Annotated in this window: 19 protein-coding genes; 11 read left to right on the top strand and 8 right to left on the bottom strand. The window is 75.5% G+C overall.

Annotation, left to right across the window (positions count from 1 at the left end; genetic code table 11):
• Positions 1 to 289 precede the first annotated feature (289 nt).
• On the bottom strand, positions 290 to 1255 hold the full coding sequence (locus IE170_RS20665) for a LysE family transporter (RefSeq protein ID WP_189810892.1): 966 nt from the start codon (positions 1253 to 1255) through the stop codon (positions 290 to 292).
• A gap of 70 nt (positions 1256 to 1325) precedes the next feature.
• Between IE170_RS20665 and IE170_RS20660 the strand changes: the two genes are divergently transcribed.
• Positions 1326 to 1766 carry an Lrp/AsnC family transcriptional regulator gene (locus tag IE170_RS20660; protein ID WP_189810891.1) on the top strand — a complete coding sequence of 147 codons (441 nt, stop codon included), beginning with the start codon at positions 1326 to 1328 and terminating at the stop codon, positions 1764 to 1766.
• Positions 1767 to 1883: 117 nt separating this feature from the next.
• Here IE170_RS20660 and IE170_RS20655 read toward each other — a convergent pair whose 3' ends face one another.
• A complete protein-coding gene (locus tag IE170_RS20655; RefSeq protein ID WP_189810890.1) occupies positions 1884 to 2921 on the bottom strand; it encodes a rod shape-determining protein in 1038 nt (345 codons plus the stop codon).
• Positions 2922 to 3142: 221 nt separating this feature from the next.
• On the opposite strand from IE170_RS20655, the gene IE170_RS20650 reads away from it, so the two are divergent.
• The gene (locus IE170_RS20650) at positions 3143 to 3832 is read left to right on the top strand and encodes an esterase/lipase family protein (RefSeq protein ID WP_189810889.1); all 690 of its coding nucleotides are present in this window, start codon (positions 3143 to 3145) and stop codon (positions 3830 to 3832) included.
• A 19-nt stretch (positions 3833 to 3851) separates the two neighbouring features.
• Here the strand turns inward: IE170_RS20650 and IE170_RS20645 are convergent, their stop codons facing one another.
• Positions 3852 to 4460 (bottom strand): hypothetical protein, encoded by a 609-nt coding sequence (locus IE170_RS20645; protein WP_189810888.1) that lies wholly within the window; start codon positions 4458 to 4460, stop codon positions 3852 to 3854.
• A gap of 78 nt (positions 4461 to 4538) precedes the next feature.
• On the opposite strand from IE170_RS20645, the gene IE170_RS20640 reads away from it, so the two are divergent.
• A complete protein-coding gene (locus tag IE170_RS20640) occupies positions 4539 to 5306 on the top strand; it encodes an SCO2400 family protein (protein WP_189810887.1) in 768 nt (255 codons plus the stop codon).
• Positions 5307 to 5347: 41 nt separating this feature from the next.
• Here IE170_RS20640 and IE170_RS20635 read toward each other — a convergent pair whose 3' ends face one another.
• Positions 5348 to 5770 (bottom strand): MarR family winged helix-turn-helix transcriptional regulator, encoded by a 423-nt coding sequence (locus IE170_RS20635; protein ID WP_189810886.1) that lies wholly within the window; start codon positions 5768 to 5770, stop codon positions 5348 to 5350.
• A gap of 94 nt (positions 5771 to 5864) precedes the next feature.
• Here IE170_RS20635 and IE170_RS20630 point away from each other — a divergent pair, with 94 nt between their 5' ends.
• The 3 genes from IE170_RS20630 to IE170_RS20620 all read left to right on the top strand — a co-directional run bounded on the left by IE170_RS20630 (position 5865) and on the right by IE170_RS20620 (position 8408).
• A complete protein-coding gene (locus IE170_RS20630; RefSeq protein WP_189810885.1) occupies positions 5865 to 6884 on the top strand; it encodes an NADP-dependent oxidoreductase in 1020 nt (339 codons plus the stop codon).
• Between the two features lie 64 nt (positions 6885 to 6948).
• Positions 6949 to 7371: an organic hydroperoxide resistance protein gene (locus tag IE170_RS20625; RefSeq protein ID WP_189810884.1), complete on the top strand. Its 423-nt coding sequence runs from the start codon at positions 6949 to 6951 to the stop codon at positions 7369 to 7371.
• A gap of 68 nt (positions 7372 to 7439) precedes the next feature.
• Positions 7440 to 8408 carry an EI24 domain-containing protein gene (locus IE170_RS20620; RefSeq protein ID WP_189810883.1) on the top strand — a complete coding sequence of 323 codons (969 nt, stop codon included), beginning with the start codon at positions 7440 to 7442 and terminating at the stop codon, positions 8406 to 8408.
• 3 nt (positions 8409 to 8411) lie between these two features.
• On the opposite strand, the gene IE170_RS20615 is transcribed toward IE170_RS20620, so the two are convergent.
• Positions 8412 to 9296 (bottom strand): NAD(P)-dependent oxidoreductase, encoded by an 885-nt coding sequence (locus IE170_RS20615; protein ID WP_189810882.1) that lies wholly within the window; start codon positions 9294 to 9296, stop codon positions 8412 to 8414.
• A gap of 95 nt (positions 9297 to 9391) precedes the next feature.
• Here IE170_RS20615 and IE170_RS20610 point away from each other — a divergent pair, with 95 nt between their 5' ends.
• Positions 9392 to 9739 (top strand): winged helix-turn-helix transcriptional regulator, encoded by a 348-nt coding sequence (locus IE170_RS20610; RefSeq protein ID WP_189810881.1) that lies wholly within the window; start codon positions 9392 to 9394, stop codon positions 9737 to 9739.
• A gap of 89 nt (positions 9740 to 9828) precedes the next feature.
• Here the strand turns inward: IE170_RS20610 and IE170_RS20605 are convergent, their stop codons facing one another.
• Positions 9829 to 10548, bottom strand: a complete 720-nt coding sequence (locus IE170_RS20605; RefSeq protein ID WP_189810880.1) for a PaaI family thioesterase — start codon at positions 10546 to 10548, stop codon at positions 9829 to 9831.
• A 131-nt stretch (positions 10549 to 10679) separates the two neighbouring features.
• Here IE170_RS20605 and IE170_RS20600 point away from each other — a divergent pair, with 131 nt between their 5' ends.
• The 3 genes from IE170_RS20600 (at position 10680) to IE170_RS20590 (ending at position 14870) form a co-directional block, all read left to right on the top strand.
• The gene (locus IE170_RS20600) at positions 10680 to 11282 is read left to right on the top strand and encodes a DUF1707 and DUF4190 domain-containing protein (protein ID WP_308428421.1); all 603 of its coding nucleotides are present in this window, start codon (positions 10680 to 10682) and stop codon (positions 11280 to 11282) included.
• A gap of 278 nt (positions 11283 to 11560) precedes the next feature.
• Positions 11561 to 13264 carry a hypothetical protein gene (locus IE170_RS20595; RefSeq protein WP_189810879.1) on the top strand — a complete coding sequence of 568 codons (1704 nt, stop codon included), beginning with the start codon at positions 11561 to 11563 and terminating at the stop codon, positions 13262 to 13264.
• A 13-nt stretch (positions 13265 to 13277) separates the two neighbouring features.
• Positions 13278 to 14870, top strand: coding sequence for a DUF2142 domain-containing protein (locus IE170_RS20590; RefSeq protein WP_189810878.1), 1593 nt, complete (start codon positions 13278 to 13280; stop codon positions 14868 to 14870).
• Positions 14871 to 14881: 11 nt separating this feature from the next.
• On the opposite strand, the gene IE170_RS20585 is transcribed toward IE170_RS20590, so the two are convergent.
• Positions 14882 to 15595 carry a carbon-nitrogen hydrolase family protein gene (locus IE170_RS20585; protein ID WP_189810877.1) on the bottom strand — a complete coding sequence of 238 codons (714 nt, stop codon included), beginning with the start codon at positions 15593 to 15595 and terminating at the stop codon, positions 14882 to 14884.
• A 138-nt stretch (positions 15596 to 15733) separates the two neighbouring features.
• On the opposite strand from IE170_RS20585, the gene IE170_RS20580 reads away from it, so the two are divergent.
• Positions 15734 to 16384 (top strand): hypothetical protein, encoded by a 651-nt coding sequence (locus IE170_RS20580; RefSeq protein WP_189810876.1) that lies wholly within the window; start codon positions 15734 to 15736, stop codon positions 16382 to 16384.
• Positions 16385 to 16445: 61 nt separating this feature from the next.
• Here IE170_RS20580 and IE170_RS20575 read toward each other — a convergent pair whose 3' ends face one another.
• On the bottom strand, positions 16446 to 17345 hold the full coding sequence (locus tag IE170_RS20575; protein ID WP_189810875.1) for an SGNH/GDSL hydrolase family protein: 900 nt from the start codon (positions 17343 to 17345) through the stop codon (positions 16446 to 16448).
• Positions 17346 to 17362: the final 17 nt, after the last annotated feature.

Genomic DNA, 17362 nt, shown 5'->3' with positions numbered 1-17362 from the left:
GCGGTCGGCGGGTGGCGGCGGGACTGTGCGTTGGCCGGGGTGCGCGGATGCGCCGGGCGGGCGCGGCTGCCGGTGGCCGGGCGGTGGTCGGGGCCCGGTCCGGTCGCTGCGGGACGGCCCCTGCGGGTGGCCCACGGGCAGCAGGCGGCTGCGGCTGCGCAGCGCGCCGGCCTGAGCGGCCGCCTCGCGCGGACGCGGCTGCCGGTGGCGGGGCGGCGGACGGGGTCCGGTCCGGTCGGGCGGGCCCCGTGCGGGCGTCCCGCCCGGGCCGGGCAGGACCGCGGGCGGCCTACCAGGGGAGAGGGAGGGCGATCTTCAGGGCGTACGCGGCGACCAGGCCGTAGCCGAGGCGGAACGTCCAGATCCGGGCGGTCGGGGAGATCCGCCGGCCGGCGAGGGAGCCGAGCACGACGAGCGTCTGCTGCCACAGCAAGGACGCCGCGGCGACCCCGGTGAGGAAGGCGGTCGCGGCGGCGCCGCTGCTCAGGGCGGCCCCCTGGGCGGTCGTCAGGGCGGCGAAGTACAGGGCGGTGGTGGGGTTCACGGCGGTGAGGGCGACGTACCGGGCGAAGACCGCCCCCCGGCCGCGCCACGCCCCGGGGGCCGCCTCACCGGTGCCGCGGGTCCTACCGGCCCTGCCGGCCCGACTGGTCGCATGGACCCCGCCAGGCCCGATGGTCCGATTCGGGCCGGTGCCACCGGTGCCACCGGCCCCGCCGGTGCAGTCGGTGGTCCGATTCGGGCCGGTGCCACCGGCCCCGTCGGTGCAGTCGCGCCCACCGGCCCCACCGACCCCGCTGGCCCCACCGGGCTGACCGGCCCCGCCAGTCCGGCCAGTTTCGCTGGTCCCACCAGTTTTGCCGGTACGGGCGTGCCCGCCGACCCCACCGGTCCCGCCGGCCCCGCCCGCTCCAACTCCGGCCCCGGCCGCCCCGCCGGCCGCGGTAGGCGCCGGCTGCCGTATGCGCGCCGCCCCGGTCAGGCCGTGCGCGGCGATGGCCAGCAGTACCGCTGCCGCGGCCAGCCTGATCCACGCCTCGACCGGCGCGACGTGGGAGGCGACCCAGGGGCCCAGCGCGGTGGCGAGCGCCGCGTAGCCGAGGTCGACCGCGGCGACGCCGGACGCCGCGGCGACGGCCGTGCGGCGGTCGCGCACCGCCTCCTGGAGCAGGAGGACGCTCATCGCCCCCATCGGCATCGCAACGCCCAGGCCGGCGACCGTTCCCGCCAGCGCGGGACTCAGTAGTTCCGTCATGCGGGGAAGCGTGGGGCGGCCGGTGCCGGCAGCGGCAGCGAATATCGGCCTGCGCTGCGAGAATCGCGGCATGGACCGCCTCGACAGGGAAATCCTCGGCATCCTGCAGCAGGATGCGCGGATCTCGTACCGGGACCTCGGCGTCCGCGTCGGCCTCAGCGCCAACGCCGCGGCGGACCGGGTGCGCCGGATGCGGCGCGACGGGGTGATCCGCGGTTTCACCGTCATCGTCGACCCGGCCGCCGACACGCGCGGCGGGCTGGTGGTCTTCATCGACCTCACGCTGCGGCAGGACACCACGAACGAGGAGTTCGAGCAGCGGGTCGCCGGGCTGCCCGGGATCACGGAGGTGGTGCACGTGACGGGGGACTACGACTACCTCGTACGGGCCCGCGCGGCCGACCCGGCGGCCCTCGACGCGCTGCTGCGGAGGCTGAAGCGCGAGGCGGGCGTCGCCCAGTCCAGCACCCGTCTGGCCCTCCGCGCCGCCACCCGCCCCGGGGCCGGGTAGGGCCTGCCGGCGGATCCCGGCCGGGGCCGACCCTGATCCGCCGGACCAGGGCCCGTGCCGCAGCGCCCGGAGGGGGCGGCTCAGGGCGCTGCGGCTTTCCGGGGGGAACGGCGGGTCTCAGCCGGCCAGGGGATTGAGGACCATCGGGGCGACCTTGCCCTCCAGCATGGCGCCCAGGCCCAGCACCGCGCACACGTCCGGGCGTTCGGCGATGGCCACGGGCATGCCGGTGGCGTCGCGGAGCATCTGGTCCAGGCCGGGGAGGAGCGCGCTGCCGCCCACCATCATGATCCCGCGGTCGGTCAGGTCGGCGACCAGATCGGGCGGGCAGTCGCGGAGGACCTTGCCGATGCCGTCGAGGACGGCGGTGAGCGGGGTGTGGATGGCGTCGCGGACGGCGGCGGTGTCGACGTTGACGGAGCGGGCCAGTCCGGTGGCGACGTCCCGGCCGTGGATCAGGGTGGAGGCGGGGCCGTCGGGGGTGAGACCGTTGCCGTGCAGGGCCAGCTGGAGCGGGCGGACGGCCTGGCTGGGCAGCATCAGCTCGTGCGCGTGGCGCAGGTGCTGGACCACGGCGTGGTCGATGGCCTCGCCGCCGACGGGGATCCGCTGCGCGGTGACGATCGAGCCGAGGGAGAGGACGGCGACCTGCGTGGCCGCGGCCCCGCACACCATGATCATCGTCGCGGTCGGCTGCTCCACGGGCAGGCCGCAGCCGACGGCCGCCGCGATCAGGGTGTCGACGAGTTCGACGCGCCGGGCGCCGAGCCCGACCATCGTCTCCACCGCGGCCCGCTGCGCGAGCGGGTCGGCGTCGTGCGGGGTGCAGGCGGCGGCGCGCAGCCGCGGCTTGCGGCGCAGGGCGCGGCGGAGCTTCTCGCCGAGGAGGTGGCGCAGCATCCGCTGGGCCATCTCGATGTCGACGACGGTGCCGCCGGAGACGGGGCGGACGACGCGGATGTAGTCCGGGGTGCGGCCGGTCATCCGCTCGGCGAACGTGCCGACCGCGATGAGCGCGCCGGTGCGGGTGTTGACGGCGGCGGCGCTGGGCTCGTCGACGACGAGGCCGGCGCCCTTGACGTAGACGCGGGTCCGGGCCGCCCCGAGGTCGACGGCGACGTGGCAGCGGCGCAACTGCTCAAGACTGACGGTCACGGCAGGTCCTCCCGAGAGCGCTGGCGCAAGAAGCCCGGCGGATGCCGGTTGCATTTCATATCTTCTCGGGTGAAAGGTGCATGTCGCCCGTTGAAGTGCTCCGGCCGGGGAGCGGCCGACGGCTTGCCGGGTGCTGCACGGGGGTGGATTTCCGTACCGACAGGCACGACGATGCGCGCACCGTCCGCGCTACCGGCGCGTAACGAGGTAAAGGGGACCCGATGCTGACGCCCCGCCACGGCACGGCGGCGGTCGCGGTGCTCTGCGCCGCCCTCCTCGCGCCCGTCCCGGCCCGCGCCGCCGCCCCGGCGCCGACCGTGCACCGCCCCGTGGTGTTCGTCCACGGCTACAACGCCGACCCCGGCGTGTGGGGTCCGCTGCGCGCGCACCTGCGGGCCGCCGGGTACGCGGACTCCGAGCTGTTCTCCTTCGGCTACGACACCCACCGGTCCGTCAACGAGGTGCTGGCCGGGCGGCTCGCCGCGTACGTCGGCGAGGTGCGCCGGCAGACCGGCGCCGACCGCGTCGACGTCGTCTCGCACTCCTTCGGATCGCTCGTCAGCCGCTGGTACGTCAAGTTCGGCGGCGGCGAGGGGGCCGTGGACCGCTGGGTCTCGCTGGCCGGCCCCAACCGGGGCACCGCCACCGCCTGGGCCTGCGCCCTGTGGGACCAGGCCTGCCGCGACATGACGCCCGGCTCGTACGTCGTGCGGAACCTGGCCGCGGGCGACGAGACGCCGGGCGCCGTGCGGTACGCGACCTTCTGGTCGGACTGCGACGAGACGGTGGACCCCGACTCCAGCGTCCCCCTGGACGGGGCGGCCAACACGCCGGTCGGCTGCCTGCGGCACAACGCCCTGCTGGGCGACCCTGCCACGGCGGCCGGTGTGCGGGCCTTCCTGACGGGATGACACCCGGCCCGGCGCCGCCTCACATGTCGAGTTCCACCCCGTCGGCGAGGACCCGCTGGAGCAGGCCGTACGTGAACTCCGCGACGCAGCTGCGGCCCGCGGCCGTGAACGCCAGCCGCCAGCGCGTCGGGGCGCTGCCCTCCAGGGGCCGGACCGGCGCGAAGGCGCGCGCCACCTCGTCCACGGTCGCCGACCACGGCCGCAGGTCCTCCGGCATCCGCAGTGCGGGCCCGGCCGCTCCCGGCGCGCGCACGAGCCATTCGTTCCACACCGCCCCGTCCGGCGCGGCCAGTACCTCGAAGCGCAGGTCCGGCCAGAGCGGCAGCGCCCACTGGAGGGCCTCGCACCGCAGGTCGCCGACGGTGCGCGGGGCGGCCGACTCCGGCGGCCCGAGCACCGACCGGTAGCGGGCCAGGGCGCCGCGGGCGCGGGGGGAGCGGACCATCGCCTGCCAGCGCCGGTTGGCCTCCCGCTGGTCGGCGGCCGTGGCGCCGAGCCGCCGCCGGGCCTCCTCCGCCAGCTCGGGCCGGAAGTCCGCCATGCGGCGCAGCAGGACGAGCTGGAAGGCGGCCGGACCGAAGGGCACGCCGCCCGCGCCGGCCCGGCCCGCGGCAGGAGGATTTGTCATGGAGTCAACGATTCCACACAGGACCTCCACGAACTCGCGATGCGGTTGTTGCATGCGACCGCGTAGCGTCGAGGCGCCATGGACTACTGCCACGCCTGCCGGAGGCACCTCAACGGCGCACTGGCGTGCGCCGGGTGCGGAACCCCGGCCGAGTACCTGCCCCCGGCGGCCCCCGCCGCCCCCGCACCCCCGTACGGGGCCGCCGCGCCGCATCCCGCCGCGGCCGGGCCGCACGGGGCCGCCCGGACGGACGCCGGCGGGCCGGAGGCGGCGGATCCGTTCGCCGACTCGCTGGTGGAGCTGGCCGGGCCGTACGAGCGCCGGGCCGGTGCCCGCCGCCGGGCCGAGAACCGCCGGCGCCGGCGGATGCTGCTGAGCGTCGGGCTCGGGCTGTCGCTCGCGGTCGGCGGATCGGTGGCGGTGGCCCGCATGATCGCCGACGGGGAGAGCGCGGACCGCGCCGCCAACGTGGTGCTGACCGACGAGGACGGTCCCGGTGATCCGGCGCCGCTGCCGAGCCGCTCCGGTGGGCCGGTCGATCCCGCCACGCCGAAGCCGGCCAAGGCCGCCGGGGGAGCGAAGGCCTCGGCGGGGGCTTCGCAGCCGGGCGGGCCCGCGGGCACCGCGTCGGGCTCCGCGCAGCCCGGATCCGGGGCGTCCGCCTCCGCCTCGGGAGCCTCCGGGGCGCCCGACGGGTCCGGCAAGGGGCCCTCCGTAAAGCCGGGTGGATCGGGGCAGCCGTCGCCGAGCACCTCCGGCACCGCGCAGCCGCCGACGGGGGCGCCGAGCCCGAGCCCGTCGCCGACGAAGCCGCCGAAGACCTGCGTGCTGTGGTTCTTCTGCTGACCGGCGCCTGGGGTGCGGCCTGCGGCTGAGGCGCCCCGGGCTCAGCCCAGCATGCGCCGGAGCAGGTCCCGCAGGGTCGTCCGCTCCTCCTCCGACAGTCCGGCCAGCGGCTCGCGCGCGAAGCCGAGCGAGTCGCGCAGCCGGTCCGCGGTCCGCAGGCCCTCCTCCGTCGCCGCGGCCAGCTTGACCCGCCGGTCGGCCGGGTCGGGTCGGCGCTCGACGAGGCCGCGGGACTCCAGCCGGTCGACGATGCCGGTGATGTTGGACGGCTCGCACTTGAGCTTCTGCGCGATCCGGCGCATCGGAGTCGGCTCGACGGACAGCAGGTGCAGGACGCGCGCCTGCGCGCCGGTAAGCCGGTGGCTGGCGGCGGCCTGCTCGTACTCCTCGTGGTAGCGGGCCACGACGGTGCCGATGAGCTCGACGACCTCGACGGTCAGGGGATCCACACGACGACTGGGCATGGGACCAGCCTACCCATTTACTTGACAACATGAAATATCGAGGCGCATGGTTGTTTCACGTCCTGAAATATTTCCCGTCCGGAGGTGCGCCCCCATGTCCCAGATCCCCGCCGCCAGCCGCGAGTGGCACCTGATCCGCCGCCCCCAGGGCTGGCCCGTCGCCGAGGACTTCGCGCTGCGCGAGGCCCCCGTCGCCGCTCCTGCCCCCGGCCGGATCCTGGTACGCAACCTCCACATGTCCGTGGACCCGTACATGCGCGGCCGGATGAACGACGTGAAGTCCTACGTGCCGCCCTTCCGCCTCGACCACCCGATGGACGGCGGCGCCGTCGGCGAGGTCGTCGCCTCCGCGGCCGAGGGCTTCGAGGCCGGCGACCACGTCCTGCACGGACTCGGCTGGCGCGAGTACGCCGACGTGGACGCCGCACACGCCACCAAGGTCGACGCCTCCCTCGCCCCGCTCTCCGCCTACCTCGGCGTCCTCGGCATGCCCGGCCTCACCGCCTACGCGGGCCTCTTCGAGGTGGCCTCCTTCAAGGAGGGCGACTCCGTCTTCGTCTCCGGCGCGGCCGGCGCCGTCGGCAGCCTCGTCGGCCAGTTCGCCAAGATCAGGGGCGCCGCCCGTGTGATCGGCTCCGCCGGCTCCGACTCCAAGGTCGAGATGCTCAAGGACAAGTACGGCTTCGACGCCGCCTTCAACTACAAGAACGGCCCCGTCGCGAAGCAGCTGAAGGAGGCAGCCCCCGAGGGCATCGACGTCTACTTCGACAACGTCGGCGGCGACCACCTCGAAGCCGCGATCTCCTCCCTGAACGTCCACGGCCGCGCCACCCTCTGCGGGGCGATCGCCCAGTACAACGACACCGAGCCGGCCCCCGGCCCGCGCAACCTCGCCCTCGCCATCGGCAAGCGCCTGCGCCTCCAGGGCGTCCTCGTCGGCGACCACGCCGCACTCCAGCCGCAGTTCGTCGAGGACGTCGCCGGCTGGCTGCGCTCCGGGCGGCTCGTGGCCGACGAGACGGTCGTCGAGGGCATCGAGAACGCCACCGAGGCCTTCCTCGGAATGCTGCGCGGCGAGAACACCGGGAAGATGATCGTTTCCTTCACCGGTTAGGCTCCTCCCAAGCCGTCGCGATCGTGGGCGCGAGTCGCGGCGATGACCAGAAGGATCGAACCGCATGACCATCCAGCAGTCCGATGTCCTCTACACCGCCGTCGCCACCGCGGAGAACGGCCGTGACGGCCGCGTCGCCACGAACGACGGCCGGCTCGACGTCGTGGTGAACCCGCCGAAGGAGCTCGGCGGCAACGGCGCCGGCACCAACCCGGAGCAGCTGTTCGCCGCCGGGTACAGCGCCTGCTTCCAGGGCGCCCTCGGCGTCGTCGCCCGCAACGAGAACGCCGACGTCTCCGGCGCCACCGTCACCGCGGAGGTCGGCATCGGCAAGAACGACGACGGCTTCGGCCTGATCGTGAAGATCTCCGCCGTGATCCCGAACGTCGACGAGGCCAAGGCCAAGGAGCTCATCGAGAAGGCCCACCAGGTCTGCCCGTACTCCAAGGCCACCGCCGGCAACATCACCGTCGAGCTCGCCGTCTGACCCGGCTCCCGCTCGCAGAGGGCCGTCCCCCGGCACCGGGGGACGGCCTTCGCCGTAAGCTGGACCCCATGCGCGATCTTGCGGGGGGATTCGGCCATCTGCTGGCCGGACAGAAGTGGGTGTTCCGTCACGGCCGCTGGCTGGGCTTCGGCCTGCTGCCCGGCCTCGTCACGCTGGTGCTGTACGCCGGCGCGCTCGTCGGCCTCGGCTACGGCGCCGACGGCCTGGCGGCCTGGGCGACGCCGTTCGCCGACGACTGGGGCTCGCCCTGGCTCGGCCTCTTCCGCGGCTTCCTCACCGGCCTCGTCTTCGCGCTCGGCCTGTTCCTCGCGGTGATCACCTTCACCGCCGTGACGCTGCTCATCGGCCAGCCCTTCTACGAGTCCCTCTCGGAGGAGGTCGACCGCAGCATCGACGGCGACGCCCCCGAGTCCGGGCTGCCGCTGGCGCGCGAGCTGTGGATCTCCGCCCGGGACAGCGTGAAGGTGCTGCTGCGCGTCGCGCTCTTCGGGATCCTGCTCTTCGCGCTCGGATTCATCCCCGTGATCGGGCAGACCGTGATCCCGGTGATCGGGTTCTGCGTGTCCGGCTTCTTCCTCGCCGAGGAGCTCACCGCGGTCGCCCTCCAGCGGCGCCGCGTCGAGTTCAAGGAGCGGCTCGCACTGCTCCGCGGCCGGCGCGCCATGGCCCTGGGCTTCGGCGTCCCGCTGGTGCTGCTGTTCCTGGTGCCGGTGGTGGCGGTGTTCCTGATGCCGGGCGCGGTGGCCGGGGCCACGCTGATGGCGCGCGAGCTGCGCGGCGAGGGCGCCGAGGGCGCCGAGGGCGCGGAGTCCGCCGGAGACTCCGCGGGCGCCGCGGGCGTCGCGGGCGGGACTCCCGCCGGGCAGCCGGCGCCGCAGGCCCCGAACCCGTACGCGCAGCCGTACCCGCAGCACCCGGCCCCGCCGCAGGGGAACCCGTACGGGCAGGCCCCGGCGCCGCAGGCCAACCCGTACCGGCAGGACCCGCCGGCCCCGCACGACCCGTACCGGCAGTAGCCCCTACCGCTTCAGCAGGGTGATCGCGCCCGCCGTGTCCTCGCCGGCGTGCGCGCCCCCGGCGGCGGCGAGGCGGCGGCGCATCAGGTCCACGTAGGGCAGGATCAGCTCCGTGCTCACCCCCTGCTCCTCGGCGGTCCGCAGCAGCGTCCCGGTCGCGGCGACCTGCATCGCGAGGTTCGAGACCACCCCGGTGGTGAAGTCCCGCGAGGTCAGGCGCTCGGCAGCGTTGCCGACGAAGAAGCCCATCGCACCGAGCCACTCCGACAGCAGCGGGGCCAGCTCCTTCGGGGCGATGTCCTCGCCCTCGATCAGCGCGAAGGCGTGCGAGATGCCGCCGAACATGCCGTACATGGCGCTCAGCAGGGCCACGTCGTACAGGGCGGCGTGGCCGGGGTCCTCGCCGACGTAGCGGACGGCGGCCGGGACCTCCAGCGTCGACCGGTGCGCGTCGATCAGGGCGCGCGAGCCGCTGTAGAGGACGTACGCACCCGGGTTCCCGATCATCACCGGGGTCGCCATGATCCCGGCGTCGACGAAGCGGGCTCCGCGCTCGGCGGCCCACGCCGCGCGGGCCCGGCCCTCGGAGGGCCGGCCGGTGGTGAGGTTGACGACGTCCTTGCCGGCCAGGTCGATGCCGTCGAGGGCCGCGCCGACGCTGGCGTCGTCGAGGAGGCACACCACGACGAGGCCGTTCGCGGCGACGGCCTCCGCGGCGGTCGCGGCGACGGCCGCACCCTCGGCGGCGAGGGCCTCCGCCTTGGCGGGGGTGCGGTTCCAGACGGTCAGAGGGTGGCCGGCGGCCAGCCAGGTACGGGCCAGGGCGGTGCCCATGTCGCCGAGGCCGAGGAGGGTGAGGGGGCGCTGTGCAGAAGTCGTTGCGGTCATGCGACCAGCCTCGTTGCGGGCTGACGGACACTCAAGTACGCACTTCCAGGTGGGTGGTTACCCTGGGGTGAGCGAACAGGTGGGAGGGGTGTGCGATGGCGGGGACGCGCAGGCCGGGCGCGGACCACTGCGGCATCGCCGCGGCGATGTCCGTGATCGACGGGAAGTGGAAGGTGTCGCTGCTGTGGGAGCTGGAGCAGCGGCCGCGCCGCTTCGGCGAGCTGCGGCGGCTGGTCCCGGGGGTGTCGGAGAAGGTCCTCGCGGCGCAGCTGCGCGAGCTGGAGGCCGACGGCCTCGTCCACCGGCAGGCCTACGACGAGGTCCCGCCGCGGGTGGAGTACTCCCTGACCCCGCGGGGACGCCGGTTGAACGCGGCCTTGGAGCCCCTGGGCGAATGGGGCGCCCTCAACCTCCTCCCGGCCGCCGGCGCCGCCACGGCCTGACCGCCGCCACGGCCTGACCGCCGCCACGGCCTGACCGCCCCGCGGCCCTGCCGCGGGGCGGGGGGAACGGAGCGGTCCGCGACCTGGTTCTAGGCGCGCGGTTCCACCCAGAGGGCCTCGGCCAGGGCGCACAGGTCGCCGTCCGCGGTGGCCAGGGCCGTGCCCACGCGGTACTTGCGGCCCTCGCTGCCCAGCATCCAGGCGTACGAGACCAGCCGCGAGCCGATCGGGACCGGGCGCAGCAGCCGTGCGGTCAGGGAGGCCGTGACCGCGCCGGCGCGGCGGTCGTCCAGGAGGCGGCCCGCGGCGTTGCCGGGGCAGTCCAGGGCGCCCCACACCAGCTCCGGCGGCAGCATCCCCCCGGCGTCGCCGACTCCCGGCCCCGGTGTCCAGGCCGCGGCGACGAGGGGGGTGCCGGGGATCCGGCCGCAGTGGAGGCGGAGCCCGGTGTCCGGAGTGCGGTGGAGGCCGCAGCCGAAGCAGTCGACCATGCCGTCCGGCGGGGCGGCCCGATAGGCGTCGGCCGCCGCCGACGCCTGCTCCCACGACGGGGCGGGCGCCGCCTCGACGGCCGGCTCTGCGGGGGCAGCCGCGGCCAGCAGCGCGTCGCCGCCGGTCAGCTCGGCGCCGCCCGCCGCGGTGGGGGCGAGCCGCACGGGGGAGTCGGTGGGCACGGGCCGGCGGAAGTCCACCCGTACGGCCTTCGCGGCGGCCCGCGCGGCCAGCACCCCGGCGACGTATCCGCCGAAGGCCACCCCCGGGTAGCCGCAGAGGCGGGCCGGAACCGTGATCGTCTCGAAGTCGGTCATGCGCGACACCTCATCACACGGGGCGGGCCCCGTGGGAGGGGCGGCAACCTTTGCCGCGGCCCGATCGTCCTCCATTCTGGAGCGACGCGCGCCGCACGGCGCGCACAGCAGGTGGTCTCGGAGGTGGCCGGATGGCCCAGCAGCAGCCGTGGGGGCAGCAGTACCCGGTGCCCCCGCAGAAGTACGGCCCGCCCGCGGCCTGGCAGCCGGCGCCGGCCCCCGTCCCCGCGACCGGGCCCTTCCCCGCGTCGGCGATGCGGGCCTCCCACACCGACCGCGACCGTACCGTCGACGTGCTGAAGGCCGCTTTCGCCGAGGGCCGCCTCTCCCACGAGGAGTACGGGCAGCGCTTCGATGCAGCCGCCCGGGCCCAGACGTACGGAGAGCTGGCCCGCCTGGTCGCGGACCTCCCGGCGGGACCCATGCAGGGGCCCTTCGGCGCCCTTCCGGCCGCGCTGCCGCCCGCCTTCGCCTCGCACCCCGCACCCCTGGTGATGCCGCCGCCGGAGCGGCGGGTCAACGGGCTGGCCATCGCGTCACTCGTCATGGGGGTGATGAGCCTGCCGACCTTCGGGGTCTCCGCGCCGGGGGCGGTGATCACCGGCCACATCGCGAAGGCGCAGGTCCGGGCGCGGGGCGAGGAGGGCGCCGGGATGGCGACCGTCGGGCTCGTCCTCGGGTGGCTCGCCATGGGCGGCTGGGTGCTGCTCATCCTGCTCGCAGCCGGCGCCTGACCCGCCCGCCCGCCGCCTGCCGTGCCGGTCCAGCCGCTGCCGGCTCCCGCCGGCAGCGGCCCGTACGGCTGCCTCCGAGGCCCCCGCGGCCCTCCGAGGCGGACAGATAAGATGCACGGCAGCACAAGCCGAGGCTGTCCCCTGCCGTCCCCGGTCCGCCGCCCGAGCCCGGAGCACCGGACGCCCGGGCCCGGAGCCGGGCAGTGGCGCGCCTCGCAACGACGGCCGGCCGCCGGGCCGCTCACGGCCGCACCGACCGAGCAGTAGGGACACCGTCAGTGACAGTCAGTACCGAGGGGCCGGCGTCCGTGCGCCCGCACGACCCGCACGTGCCGTCGCCCGCGCCCGCCGCCGCTGATGCGCCCGCGCCGACGCCGCGGCGCGCCCTCCGCTCCCGCGGCGCCCTCCTGCTGCTGGAAGCGGCCGTCGCCTTCGCCGCGGCCCTCGTGCTGCCCCTGCTCGCCCGCGGCTTCAAGCTCGATCCGCTGAACAGGATCGCCCAGGTCAGCGGCCTGGCTGCGCTCCAGCTGCGGTTCGCGCTGCTCGGCCTGGTCCTCGTCGCCGCCGTCGTCCTCGCGATGCGGCTGCGCCGCGGCCGCCACTTCGACCTGGCCGCCCGGCTGGCCTCCGCCGGCATCGCCGGCCTCGCCGGCGGCTTCGTCGCGGCCGGCGCCGTCGTCTCCCTCCTCGGCACGCCGTGGCCGATGTTCGGCCTCAACGGCGACAGCGGCCGCATCGTCGAATGGGCCCACGCCGTCGCCGACGGCCGCCCGTCGGGCTCGCCGGTCTACCCGCCGCTGCCGCTGTACACGCTCGGCTACTACGCCGAGTGGTTCCACGGCGGGAACACCGCCTACGCCTTCAAGGACCTGCAGATCCTCGGGGCGGCCGCGTTCGGCCCCCTCGTCTACCTGGCGTGGCGCCTCCTGCTGAGCCCGGTCAGGGCGCTGGCCTTCGGCGTCGTGCCCGCGTTCGCGCTGATCGACGCGTACAAGCCGTACAGCCAGACCGTGCTGGTGCTGCTCGTGCCGGTCCTCGTCGCCATGGTCGTCTCGCTGCGCCGCAGCGGCACCCAGGGCTGGCGGCCGCTGCTGCTGAAGGGCGCCGGCTTCGGCGCGCTGCTGGGCGTGCTGTTCCTCACGTACTCGGGCTGGTTCCTCTGGAGCGCGGGCGGAGTCTTCTTCGCCGCGCTGCTGTACTTCCCGTGGAAGACCGGCCGGCTCAAGGGCGCCGCGTTCATGGGCGCCGCGCTGGGCGCCTTCCTGGTGGTGGCCGGGCGCTATCTGGCGGTCATGCTGACTGAGGGGCAGACCACCAAGGACTACAACTTCCGGTTCGACAACTTCACCGACCCGGCCTACTACCTGATGTGGCGCACCGACATGCCCGGCAAGGTCGGCGACTGGCCGCCGCCCGGCGAGTACGGCGGCGTCGGGCTGTTCGCGCTGGTGACCTTCGTCTGCCTGGGCGCGGCGATCTGGCTGGGCCTGCGCAAGCCGATGGTCGTGACCATCGCCGCCATGTTCCTCAGCGCGTGGGTGATGCGCATGTACATCGCCTCGCACATGTACGAGACGCAGACCGTCCAGCTGTACACGCGCACCAACAACCAGCTGCTCTACTGCGGTCTGATCCTGTGCGCCCTGGTGGCCCACCTGGTGTCGCTGCGGCTCGCAGAACGGCGCTCCGCCGGCGCCGGCGGAGCCGACCCGGCCGCCGCCTCCGCCCCGCGGCCCGCCGCCGCCGGGCTCCCCGGCCGCGAGGGCGCCGTCATCGGCACCCTGTGCGCGCTCCTGCTGCTGCTCGGCACGGTCTCCTCGTCGATGGCCGACCGCTACATGCCCGCCCAGGACGGGACGTACCGCATCCTGCCGTACGTGTCGCACACCATCCGGCAGCAGGACGGCGAGTGCCCCCGCTTCGCCCCGAAGGGCGAGTGCTCCGAGGACGGCGACCAGACCTGGCTGACCTACGTCCGATGACCCGAGGGAAGCGATGATCTCCGCACTGACGCGGCTGGCCGACCGTGCGGCCCGGAGCCCCAAGCGGCTCTGGGCCGTCTCCTTCGCGCTGTTCTTCACGCTCGCCGCCTCCTGGTCGGCGGCCACCCCGCTCGGCGGTTCGCCCGACGAGCACGCGCACCTCATCCGCGCGGCGGCCGTCGCCCGGGGCCAGATCAACGGCCCCGAGGTGATGGTCCCGCACGTCGTCGGCGGCATCGAGGGCAAGTTCTCGGAGACCGCCGTCCGCCTCCCCGACTGGTACCGGCAGCTGCCCACGCAGCACGAGTGCTACTCCTGGGACCAGGAGAAGCCGGCGTCCTGCGCTCCGCCGCTGAAGGGCACGGGGCAGACCGCCCAGGCCACGACCGCCGCGGGCCGCTACCACCCCGCCTACTACCTGGCGACGGGCTGGCCGAGCCTGTTCGCCGACGGCAAGGCCGCGCTGTACCTGATGCGGCTGCTGTCGGCGGCGCTGTGCTCCGCCCTGCTCGCGAGCGCCGTCGTGACGGCCGCCGAGTGGCGCCGGCGGCGCGGCGCGGTCCTGCTGGGCGTGTTCGCCGCGGCCACCCCGATGTCGCTGTACATGACGGGCATGGTCAACCCCAGCGGCGGCGAGATCGCCGCCGGCATGCTGGTGTGGACGGCCCTCCTGGCCGTCATGGCCTCCCCCGACCCGCACCTGCTGAACCGGCGCCTGGCCCGGATCGGCATCGGCGGCGCCGTCCTCGTCAACATCCGCCCGCTGGGGCTGATCTGGTTCGCCGGAGCGGTGTTCTTCGCGCTCTTCCTCCAGGAGCGCGGCGTGCTGCGGGCGCTGCTGCGCCGCAAGGCGACGTGGCTGTGGTCGGCGCTGCTCGGCGCGTCCACGGCCGGCGCGATGCTCTGGGCGGCCGCCCACCCCGACCACTCGGTGATCGCCGTGCCGGAATCGCTGACGTGGAAGGAAGCGGTCCGGCAGACCCTCGGCAACACCATGGAGTACGTCCACCAGATGCTCGGCTACTTCGGCTGGCTGGACACCCCCGCCCCCGCCTTCACCTGGCTGGCCTGGCTCGGCGTCCTCGCCGTGCTGACCGCGCTCGGCCTGCTGTACGGGCGCCCCCTGGAGGTCCTCGCACTGCTCGGCATGCTGGCGGCGGTCGTCGTCGTGCCGGTGGCGGGCCAGGCCTCGCAGGCCGAGAAGCTCGGCATGATCTGGCAGGGCCGCTACCTGCTGCCCTTCGCCGTGGGCCTGCCGCTGATGGCCGTGGTCATCGCCGCCCGCCGGGCCCCCGAGGGCGGGTTCCCTTGGCGCCGGCTGACCGGCTTCGCCGTCGCGGCCCTGGCCGTCGCCGACGCGGCCGCGTTCTTCTGGACGCTGCGGCGCTTCGCCGTCGGCACCGCCGGGCCGTGGATCCCGTACGCCGCGCACTGGGCGCCGCCCGGCGGCTGGGTGCTGTGGGTCGGGGTGCACACGGCCGCGGCGTTCGTGATCGTGCTGCTCGCCCTCGTACGGGACCCCGAGCCAGCCGCCCGCGGCCGCGTCCCCGAGCAGGGCGGCGGGCCGCGGCCCGGGCAGCGCGAACGGGTCCCGGTCGCGGGCTAGCCGGGTTCCGCTCAGGCGGGCACGTCGGCCAGGGCGAACGACGGCGTGCGGTCGTCCGCCTCGGCCAGCAGCGCGCCGCCGGGCGCCCACACGGCGGCGCGCCCGCAGCCGGTCCACGGGCCGGCCGGGCCGACGTGGTTGGCGAGGACGACGTACAGGCCGTGCTCCTGCGCGATGCGCGGGTGGATCGCCGCCCGCTCGGCGGCGCCGTCCCCGGTGCCGTACAGGGACGAGGCCAGGTGCACCCGGCAGCCGGCGGCCGCCGCGCGCTCGGCGAGTTGCGGGAAGTGGTTGTCGAAGCAGATGCCGATCGAGAAGCGGACCCCGCCCAGCTCGACGTGCCCGTCTTGCCCGCCGGCCGCGAAGACGCCGCGCTCGTGCCCGTACAGGTGCTGCTTGGCGTACGCCGCCACGTGCGCGCCGTCCGCGCCGTAGACCAGGGTCGCGATGGCGGGCAGCGGGCCGTCCGTGCGGACGGCGGCATTGACCGCGACGGCGGTGCCCGTGGCGCGCAGGGCGTCCAGGCGGGCGTCGTCCGGGCCGGCCAGCCACAGGGAGGGGTCGGCCGCCAGGGCCTGCGTCTCGTAGCCGGTGAGGGCGAGCTCGGGGAACACGACGAGCTCGGCGCCCGCTTCCCGGGCCCGCTCCGCGAGGGCGGCCGCGCGGGCCGTGTTCGCGGCGACGTCCGCGGGAACGCAGGTCAGCTGTGCTGCGGCGATTCTCATGGGCGACAGCATGCCGGAGCACGCCCGGCGCCCCGCGGCCGGGGCCGGGCGCACACGGCACCGGGGGTCGACGTGCGCGCGCGGCCCCGCGATGCTGTAACGGTCCGTGTGCGCTTCGGAGTTGACGGAGGCCGGCCGATGCCCGACTGGATCCACCCGGTGCTGACCGGGGCCTTCCTGGCGGTGTCCTACCGCGTGGTGCGCAGCAGCGGTGTCGGGCTGCGGGTGGCGGTGCTCGTCCTGGCCGTCCTGAACGCGGGCCTGCTGTGGGTGGTCGCCGTGGCCGGGCCGCCGTGGGGCGTTCCCGTGGTCGCGGTCGTGTCCCTGGCGGCCGCGGTGTACCACCTGGTCGGGGCGGCGCGCGACGCCGTGGCCCGGCTCCGGGTCGTCGGCCCGCCCGAGTTCCGGGGGCTGGTGCGCCAGGTCGCGGAGGCCTCCGGTCCGCAGGTGATGGGCGTGTGCGTGCTCTTCACCGGGGCGGTGGCGCTGACCGCCTTCGCGGACGACTCCCGGCCGGAGGGGCGCCAGTTCCGGCTCCTGCCGGGGCCGGAATGCCCGTTCTGCCTGGTCGAGGAGCAGATACGGGATTTCCTCGGCGACTTTGACCCGCTGCTGGGGGAGTACCGCACGCACCTGGCGGCGGGGAGCAGCCGCCACCTCCTCGTCAGGCGCCCCTCGGAGCAGGACCCGTGGACGGGGCGGCTGCGCGACCGGACCGTCTACCGGGTGCCGCCGGCCTTCCGCCGCCCGCCGTGCACCGTCCACGACCCGCTGCTGGGCCGGCCCTGACCCCTCGGGCGGCCCGGTGGCCGGAAACCACCGTCCGCCACCCCCCACCCGCTGCCCGCCGTCAGCGCGGCGGCTCGGCCGACGTCACCTGTCCGTGGGCCAGTTCGGCGAGCCGCGCCTGGCCCGCCTTGCCCGGGTGGAACCAGTCCCACCGGCTCAACTGCTCGGCCGCGAAGGGGTACCGGAAGACCGCCCCGCCGTCGTAGCGGCACAGCGGATCCTTTCCGCACACCTCGCGGAGCACCTCGTTGTACTCGACCACCCGCGCCCGGACCTGCTCCCGCCGGGCCGTCGCCTCGGCCGCCGAGGACAGCGGGTCCGCGAGCATCGACGGGCAGATCCCCAGCCGCCACACCTGCCGGACCACCGGCAGGTCCTTGCCCTGCTGCCACAGCCGCTGGAGGTCCGGGATGCTGGATACGTAGACCTGCGAGGCGGGCGAGCCGGCCCGCAGCGCGGCGAGGGCCTTCTCGAATCCCTCGCGGAAGTCGGCCGTCGGCGTCATGGAGGCGGCCGTCGCCCGGCAGGCGTCGTTCGCGCCGACCATGACCGTGACCAGGCCGGGCTTGTGCTCGGCGGCCGCGGTGAGCTGGCCCGCCAGGTCCGACATGCGGGAGCCGGTGGCGGAGTGGTTCCAGCTGCGGGTCGCCAGCGCCCCCTCGCCGAGCAGCCGCGCGGCCAGCGAGCGGACGGCCGGGTCGCTGCCGGTGGCCCAGGAGGCCTCGGGGCAGTCCGCGAGGACCGAACACGCGTCGAAGCCGCGGGTGATGGAGTCGCCGACGGCGGCGACCGAGGCGGGGGCGGTGTTCCAGCGCGGGCGGGCCTCCGCCTGCGCGCCGCGCTCGCCCGCCTTGCCGCCGTCCTCCGCCTGACACCCGGTCAGCGCCGCCGCGAGCGCCGCGGCCGCGGTCGTACCGGCGAGGGCGCGGCGCGCCCGGCTGCGGTGGGCGGTGGTGCGCATCGGGCGGATCCCTCCTC

Origin of the sequence: Streptomyces toxytricini (genome assembly GCF_014649915.1) — a bacterium.
Taxonomy (GTDB): domain Bacteria; phylum Actinomycetota; class Actinomycetes; order Streptomycetales; family Streptomycetaceae; genus Streptomyces; species Streptomyces toxytricini.
The sequence above is the reverse complement of the archived record's forward strand: the minus strand, read 5'-3'. Positions and strand labels throughout refer to the sequence as shown.

Bases quoted from the DNA above. Each gene is read 5' to 3' on its own strand.
- IE170_RS20600 (WP_308428421.1), top strand. From the start codon at position 10,680: ATGGCCCAGCAGCAGCCGTGGGGGCAGCAGTACCCGGTGCCCCCGCAG.
- IE170_RS20585 (WP_189810877.1), bottom strand. From the start codon at position 15,595: ATGAGAATCGCCGCAGCACAGCTGACCTGCGTTCCCGCGGACGTCGCC.
- IE170_RS20640 (WP_189810887.1), top strand. From the start codon at position 4,539: ATGGACTACTGCCACGCCTGCCGGAGGCACCTCAACGGCGCACTGGCG.
- IE170_RS20650 (WP_189810889.1), top strand. From the start codon at position 3,143: ATGCTGACGCCCCGCCACGGCACGGCGGCGGTCGCGGTGCTCTGCGCC.
- IE170_RS20575 (WP_189810875.1), bottom strand. From the start codon at position 17,345: ATGCGCACCACCGCCCACCGCAGCCGGGCGCGCCGCGCCCTCGCCGGT.
- IE170_RS20635 (WP_189810886.1), bottom strand. From the start codon at position 5,770: ATGCCCAGTCGTCGTGTGGATCCCCTGACCGTCGAGGTCGTCGAGCTC.
- IE170_RS20625 (WP_189810884.1), top strand. From the start codon at position 6,949: ATGACCATCCAGCAGTCCGATGTCCTCTACACCGCCGTCGCCACCGCG.
- IE170_RS20665 (WP_189810892.1), bottom strand. From the start codon at position 1,255: ATGACGGAACTACTGAGTCCCGCGCTGGCGGGAACGGTCGCCGGCCTG.
- IE170_RS20590 (WP_189810878.1), top strand. From the start codon at position 13,278: ATGATCTCCGCACTGACGCGGCTGGCCGACCGTGCGGCCCGGAGCCCC.
- IE170_RS20660 (WP_189810891.1), top strand. From the start codon at position 1,326: ATGGACCGCCTCGACAGGGAAATCCTCGGCATCCTGCAGCAGGATGCG.
- IE170_RS20620 (WP_189810883.1), top strand. From the start codon at position 7,440: ATGCGCGATCTTGCGGGGGGATTCGGCCATCTGCTGGCCGGACAGAAG.
- IE170_RS20580 (WP_189810876.1), top strand. From the start codon at position 15,734: ATGCCCGACTGGATCCACCCGGTGCTGACCGGGGCCTTCCTGGCGGTG.
- IE170_RS20645 (WP_189810888.1), bottom strand. From the start codon at position 4,460: ATGACAAATCCTCCTGCCGCGGGCCGGGCCGGCGCGGGCGGCGTGCCC.
- IE170_RS20610 (WP_189810881.1), top strand. From the start codon at position 9,392: ATGGCGGGGACGCGCAGGCCGGGCGCGGACCACTGCGGCATCGCCGCG.
- IE170_RS20615 (WP_189810882.1), bottom strand. From the start codon at position 9,296: ATGACCGCAACGACTTCTGCACAGCGCCCCCTCACCCTCCTCGGCCTC.
- IE170_RS20605 (WP_189810880.1), bottom strand. From the start codon at position 10,548: ATGACCGACTTCGAGACGATCACGGTTCCGGCCCGCCTCTGCGGCTAC.
- IE170_RS20630 (WP_189810885.1), top strand. From the start codon at position 5,865: ATGTCCCAGATCCCCGCCGCCAGCCGCGAGTGGCACCTGATCCGCCGC.